A 418-nucleotide genomic window follows, 5' to 3' on the forward strand; every position below is an offset into this window, starting at 1 on the left:
TCTTTTACCGGCAGGTGCAATTAATAAGGAGCTGAGGATGCATAAGCAGGACCTTATCGTAATAGGTACCCAGGGCCACACAGGAAATAAGGAAGTGATCTACGGGAGCAATACCATCAATATCCTGGAAGAGGTAGAGAAATGTCCTGTTCTTGCTGTTCCTGCCCATGCTTCATTTAAACCTCCTGCAGAAATTGTACTGGCTAATAGTTTTAAGGTAGAGCTAACACCTAAAGACCTTGATTTTTTAATTGGGTTGGCACATAAATATAATTCCTCAATACGTATCCTGCACATAGCCGAAGAAGGAGGTTTGAGCAGGTCCCAGAAATATAACAGGGCACAACTTCAGGAGAAGCTGGAGGGCGTAAAACATTCCTTTCACTTCCTGGAGTATCTTAGTGTGCCCATGGGAATT

Annotated in this window: 1 pseudogene; it reads left to right on the forward strand. The window is 43.3% G+C overall.

Going from position 1 to position 418, the window contains the following annotated elements:
• Positions 1-19: 19 nt before the first annotated feature.
• A pseudogene (locus HC175_RS19360) lies at positions 20-418 on the forward strand (universal stress protein); the annotation flags it as partial.

This window comes from Salinimicrobium oceani, from assembly GCF_012037645.1.